This is a genomic window from Luteitalea sp. (assembly GCF_022842525.1).
GTDB lineage: Bacteria > Acidobacteriota > Vicinamibacteria > Vicinamibacterales > Vicinamibacteraceae > Luteitalea.
This window is the reverse complement of record NZ_JALHPM010000296.1, coordinates 1-5,023: the sequence shown is the minus strand read 5'-3', so window position 1 is coordinate 5,023 and position 5,023 is coordinate 1. Positions and strand designations below refer to the sequence as shown.

At 71.6% G+C, this 5,023-nt stretch carries 6 protein-coding genes; 2 read left to right on the top strand and 4 right to left on the bottom strand.

Features of this window, described 5'->3' with window-relative positions:
- Nucleotides 1-344, bottom strand: a 344-nt coding sequence (locus Q0C41_RS29615; RefSeq protein ID WP_291990311.1) for a hypothetical protein, incomplete at its 3' end; no start/stop codon positions are given.
- 107 nt (nucleotides 345-451) lie between these two features.
- Between Q0C41_RS29615 and Q0C41_RS29610 the strand changes: the two genes are divergently transcribed.
- A complete protein-coding gene (locus tag Q0C41_RS29610; protein ID WP_291990309.1) occupies nucleotides 452-1,888 on the top strand; it encodes a hypothetical protein in 1,437 nt (478 codons plus the stop codon).
- Here the strand turns inward: Q0C41_RS29610 and Q0C41_RS29605 are convergent.
- Nucleotides 1,856-2,758 (bottom strand): zf-HC2 domain-containing protein, encoded by a 903-nt coding sequence (locus Q0C41_RS29605; RefSeq protein ID WP_291990307.1) that lies wholly within the window; start codon nucleotides 2,756-2,758, stop codon nucleotides 1,856-1,858. The two genes, Q0C41_RS29610 and Q0C41_RS29605, sit on opposite strands and share 33 nt — an antisense overlap.
- Nucleotides 2,755-3,606: a sigma-70 family RNA polymerase sigma factor gene (locus Q0C41_RS29600; RefSeq protein ID WP_291990305.1), complete on the bottom strand. Its 852-nt coding sequence runs from the start codon at nucleotides 3,604-3,606 to the stop codon at nucleotides 2,755-2,757. Before Q0C41_RS29600 ends, Q0C41_RS29605 begins: the two co-directional genes overlap by 4 nt.
- A gap of 233 nt (nucleotides 3,607-3,839) precedes the next feature.
- Between Q0C41_RS29600 and Q0C41_RS29595 the strand changes: the two genes are divergently transcribed.
- The gene (locus Q0C41_RS29595; RefSeq protein ID WP_291990303.1) at nucleotides 3,840-4,784 is read left to right on the top strand and encodes a DUF1080 domain-containing protein; all 945 of its coding nucleotides are present in this window, start codon (nucleotides 3,840-3,842) and stop codon (nucleotides 4,782-4,784) included.
- On the opposite strand, the gene Q0C41_RS29590 is transcribed toward Q0C41_RS29595, so the two are convergent.
- On the bottom strand, nucleotides 4,781-5,023 hold a 243-nt coding region (locus tag Q0C41_RS29590; protein ID WP_291990301.1), incomplete at its 5' end, for a hypothetical protein. The two genes, Q0C41_RS29595 and Q0C41_RS29590, sit on opposite strands and share 4 nt — an antisense overlap.

The window sequence follows — 5,023 nt, the reverse complement described above, 5'->3', positions numbered from 1 at the left end:
CCCGCGCCCGCGTTCGCGCGGCCCCCGCGGGTCGGCTGCACCGTGATGCGCTCGGCCACGCGACGGGTGCCGTCGGTGGCGTACCGGATGACGAGACGCTGGCCAAGGCCAGACGCGAGTTCGGCGGTGGGCACGGTCTTGCGGCCCTGCTTCACTTGCGCCGTGGAGGCCAGTTCGTAGACCAGTTCTTCCGCGCCCTGACGGACGTGGATGACGTTCTTCTCTGTATCGACACGAAGCAGCTCGCCACCGCCCCACGTGGACGTCATCTTGGCGTCAGACGCGATCACGGGCGAGGCCACGAGCAGAGCTCCGAACAGGGCAGACAGGATGGAGCGACGCATGATGTGTTCTTCACTCCCGCCGCGCTGGGAAACGGAGGACGCCGGCGCGGCAGCGACCGTCCTCAAGAAAACGGACGCACGAGGTCGGGTGTTGGTTTCGCACTGACGTGAGGACATGGCGGGAGGCCTCGGGCGTGGGGACGGCAATGCGACTGGTACTGGCGGGAGCCGCGGCGGGGGCCATGGGCTGGGGCATCCGCGGGCAGTACGGACACGAGACCGGCGCGATGATTGCCGGCCTGCTCGTGTCGCTGGTGATCGTCCTCGGTATCCGTCCCGACGCGAGTCGGCACGCGGCACTCCGAGCGGTCGCCTTCGGGACGATCGGCGTCGGCTTCGGCGGCGCGATGACCTACGGCCAGACGCTGGGGCTGTCACACGATCCGGCACTGGTCGGGCACTGGGACGCCCTCCGCTGGAGCCTCCTCGGCGTCGCCCTCAAGGGCGCCGTGTGGATCGGGTGGTTCGGCGCCTGCCTCGGCATGGGGCTGAGCCCGGTGCGCTATCGCGCCCGCGAGATGGCGCTCCTGATGCTCGCGCTCGTGGGCGCCACCTTCGTCGGCACGTGGCTCTTCAACGCCCCGTTCGACCCCGACGCGCGCGTGCTGCCTCACCTCTACTTCTCCGCCGACTGGCACTGGCAGCCTGACGCGCCGTCGCTGACGCCGCGCCGCGAAGTCTGGGGTGGACTGCTCGTGGCCCTGGTCGCCCTCGCCGGCTACGTCCGCGTCGTCCGTCGTGATGCCGCGACGCTCCGCCTGCTGCGCTGGGGGGTGGTCGGCGGCGGCCTCGGGTTTCCCCTCGGGCAGAGCCTGCAGGCCTGGCATGCGTGGAACCCCGAGATGTTCGCCTCCGGCGTGTGGGCCAGCCTGGACCCGCACATCAATTGGTGGAACACGATGGAGACGACCTTCGGCGCCGTGATGGGGACCGCGGTCACCTGGGGCGCCTGGCGCCATCGCCACGCGTGGGCCCCGATGACGACGCCCGCCGTGACGTCGCTGCCTGCCGGATTCGAATGGGTCGGGATCACGACGCACGTCGTGCTGCTGGTGCTGGCCGAGTTCACCGACGTCCCGGTCCTCGGTCGCTATGCCGACATCACGCTCCTGATGGGGGTGCTGCCGCTCGCCCTGGTCGCCGAGGGACGATGGGCGCCGGCGGTGCTGGCGTTGCCGGGGACGCTGCTCCCGATCGCCGGCAAGACGGTGCGTCGTCTCGTGTACGAGGAACAGGCCATCGCTCCCCTGGCCGGATGGTTGCTGTACGCGGTGGTGCCCCTGGCGCTGATGGGCGCCGCGGCGTGGTGGCTGACGCGGCGGCGAGACCTGGAAGACGAGACCGGGCGGGGCGCCCGCCGTGACGTCCGCCGGGCCCTGCTGCTGGCGACCTGGACCTGCGTCGCGCTCAACTTCGCGTTCTTCGCGTATCCGTGGCCCTGGGCGCCCTGGACGACCCGGACGCTGCACGCGCTGGTGTTCTTCGCGTGTGCCGGGGTGGTGACGTGGGTGTCACGGGACGGCGAGTTCCTCCACCCAGGGTGAGGCGCCTTCGATCGCACGCAGACGGGCGAGGGCGCGCTGCACGGCCGCGTCGTCGCCGTCGAGCATCGCCACTCTGGCGAGATTGAACCAGCCTTCGGGGCGAGAGGCATCGGCCGCCGTGGCGCGCTCGGCGAGGCGCCGCGCTTCCTGCCGGGCCTGGACGTCGCTGGTGGTCTGCGCCTTCTGCAGCCAGGCCGCGGCGGCGTCGTTGAGGACGGCGACATCGTCCGGCCTCGCGGCGACGGCCTGGGACAGGACCGTGATGGCGCCGTCGATGTCGCCAGCCACCAGCAGCGCCACGCCGTAGGCATGCCGGCTGGCCGCGTCGGTGCGCTCGCGACGGGCCGCCTCGACGGCGGCGGCGGCGTCGAGCAGGGACAGGGAGGCGTCCGACGACGCCGGGCCGCCCGAGCGCGTGGTCGGCGGCTCAGGTGCGTGCCCGAAGCTCGTCAACCGGCCGTGCACGGGGCGCACGTCCACGTGTGCGGCACGCAGGGCCTCGAGCCCGGGGCCGGCATCGCGCCACTGACGCAGCGCCGCCGCACCGCCGATGACGACCACCAGTGATGCGGCCACCGGGACCATCCAGCGCATCAGTTGGCGCGGCCGGACAGGTGGCGGCTCCACGGGGGCGGGAGGAGCGGGAAACGGGAGGGGGGCGCCGCGCCCCTCCACCAACGCGGGGTCCGGCAGGTCAGGGACGATCGCGGCGAGCAGTTCGACGCACGCGTCGCAGTCGGCCATGTGCGTCTCGACGCGCGCCCGCTCTTCGACCGACAGCTGGTCGTCGAGGTAGGCCGCCATCTCCTCGTCGCTCGGACAGGCCGTGGCGCCGAGCGTCCCGCGATCGTGTTCCCTGCCTATCGTCATCCTGTCACCGGCCCGGGTCCGTCCGGGCGCCTGTTGGAAGAGACGTCCCGTTGCTCGTCATTCTCAGGGGGATCGTCGGAAGCGTCCAGCGGCAGCCCGGCCACCTCCTGCACCTGCGCGGCCGAGACGCCGCGGTCTTCGAGGGCGCGTCGCAGGCCGGCGAGCAAGCGATCGAGGTGGCGATAGAGGGGCTTCTGCTCCTCACGCAGGGCACGGGAGATGTTGGCCACGGTCATGCCCTGTTCGTAACGCATCCGGAGCAACAGACGGTCGCGTGCCGGAACCGTCGCCATGATGTCGCGCAGCGCGGCGGCGATCGTCGTGGCCAGATGGGCCGCGTCCGCCGCCGCCAGCTGTTCGTCGGGCGCGAGTCCGGACGCCGGCAGCGTGGACAGCACGGCGTCGTCCACGAGGCGACGTCCCGTCACCCGACGCGGCAGCCGTGCCGCGAGGGCGCGGAGGTGTTCGTCGTCGAGCGTGGCGTCGCGCGCGCGCAGGGTCTCGATGGCTTCCTCGAGCCCCAGACGCTGGCGCTCGAGCAGGCGCTCCAGCGCCACCGCCGTCGGGCCGAGGCACACGGCATCGGCCGACGGCCGCCATCGGCCCCACGCCTTCACGCGCTGGTCGAGGAACAGCCGGGTGATGACCGTGCGCAGGTAGGTCGGCAGGCTGCTTCGCCCTTCGAAGCGGCGCAGCACCGCGTAGTCCTGCTCGATCAGGCGCTCGGTCACGACGCCAGCGAAATCGTCCTGCTCATCGCGCGACAGGTGATACCGGCGACCGAGATCGCGGATCACGGCGGCGATGACGGATTGGGCGTCGAGGAACTGCTGGGCGTGCGCCGACACAGGCTCTCTGGAATGCCGCGGCTCTCGAGCACCCGGACCGGGTCGCGCTGCGCGAATCCCGGCGGTGATGTGCGTGAACTCCGGCAGTATCGGCGAACTGTCCGGCCGGACACAAGCGACGGCCGCGTGAGCGGAGACGACGGGGAGCGCGGGAGGAATCGAGGCCATGTCGGGTCGTCCGGAGGGACGGACAGACCTCGCGCGATTCGCAGGGGGCTGCGTATCATGAGGCCATGCGACTCCTTCCCACTCTCCTGGTGGGCGTCGCGCTGCTCCTTGGCGGCGCCGCCCACTCGCTGGCCGACACGAAGGCCTTCGTCGGCCGCTGGAACATCCAGCCCACCGATGGCACGCCGGGCGTCTACTGGCTCGAGGTGACCGACGCGGGCGGCGCCCTCGAAGGCAGGTTCCTCAATCGCGGCGGCAGCCCCGTGAAGCTGGCCTCGGTCGTCGTCGCCGGCAACGAGCTGCGCTTCACGACGGCCGCGGCGGGCACCACCCCCGGCCAGACCCATACGGCCACGGTCAAGGACGGCACGCTCGTCGGTTCGGTGACGCTCGGCGACCGCACCGTGAAGTGGGTGGGCACGCGCCCGCCGACCTGGGCCCCGGCCAACGCCAACGGGGCACACACCTTTGGCACTCCCGTCGTGCTCGTCGATGGCACGTCGCTCGAGGGCTGGAAGGGCCAGCGCGCCAACCAGCCGCTCAACTGGGTGGCCGACGCCGGCGCCCTCACCAACGGGGAGAAGGCCAACAACCTGGTCTCGACCCGGACCTTCAGGGACTTCCGGATTCAGGCCGAGTACAAGGTCGCCGAGAAGAGCAACAGCGGCATCTACCTGCGCGGGCGCTACGAGCTGCAGGTGCTGGATGATTTCGGCAAGGCGCCCGAAGAGCACCAGCACATGGCGATCTACGCGTGGACCAAACCGGCCGTCAACGCCAGCAAGCCGGCCGGCGAATGGCAGACGATGGAGGCGACGATCGTCGGCAACAAGGTGACGGTGGTGCTCAACGGCACGACCGTGCACGACAACGCCACCATCCAGGCGATCACCGGTGGCGCGCTCGATGCCCACGAGGACCAGCCGGGCCCGATCATGCTGCAGGGCGACCACGGCAAGGTGTGGTTCCGCAAGGTGGTCGTGACCCCGATCACGAAGGCCGGACGCTAGAGGGAGGCGCGCAGGGCGTCGCGTTCGCGGCGGGCCGCCGCCGCGAGCGTGAGCGACGCGTCGGCGCCGGCCCACCAGTCGAGCAGCACGTCGTAGGCCTGTGCGGCACCGGCACGGTCGCCGGAGGCGGCCAGCGCGCGCGCCAGGCCGAGCTGGGCCAGCGGCACCAGTGGCGAGAACGGGTCCGTGCCGCGGTGGTCCACGAGCTGCCGGAACGTCCGGGCGGCTTCGGCATGGGA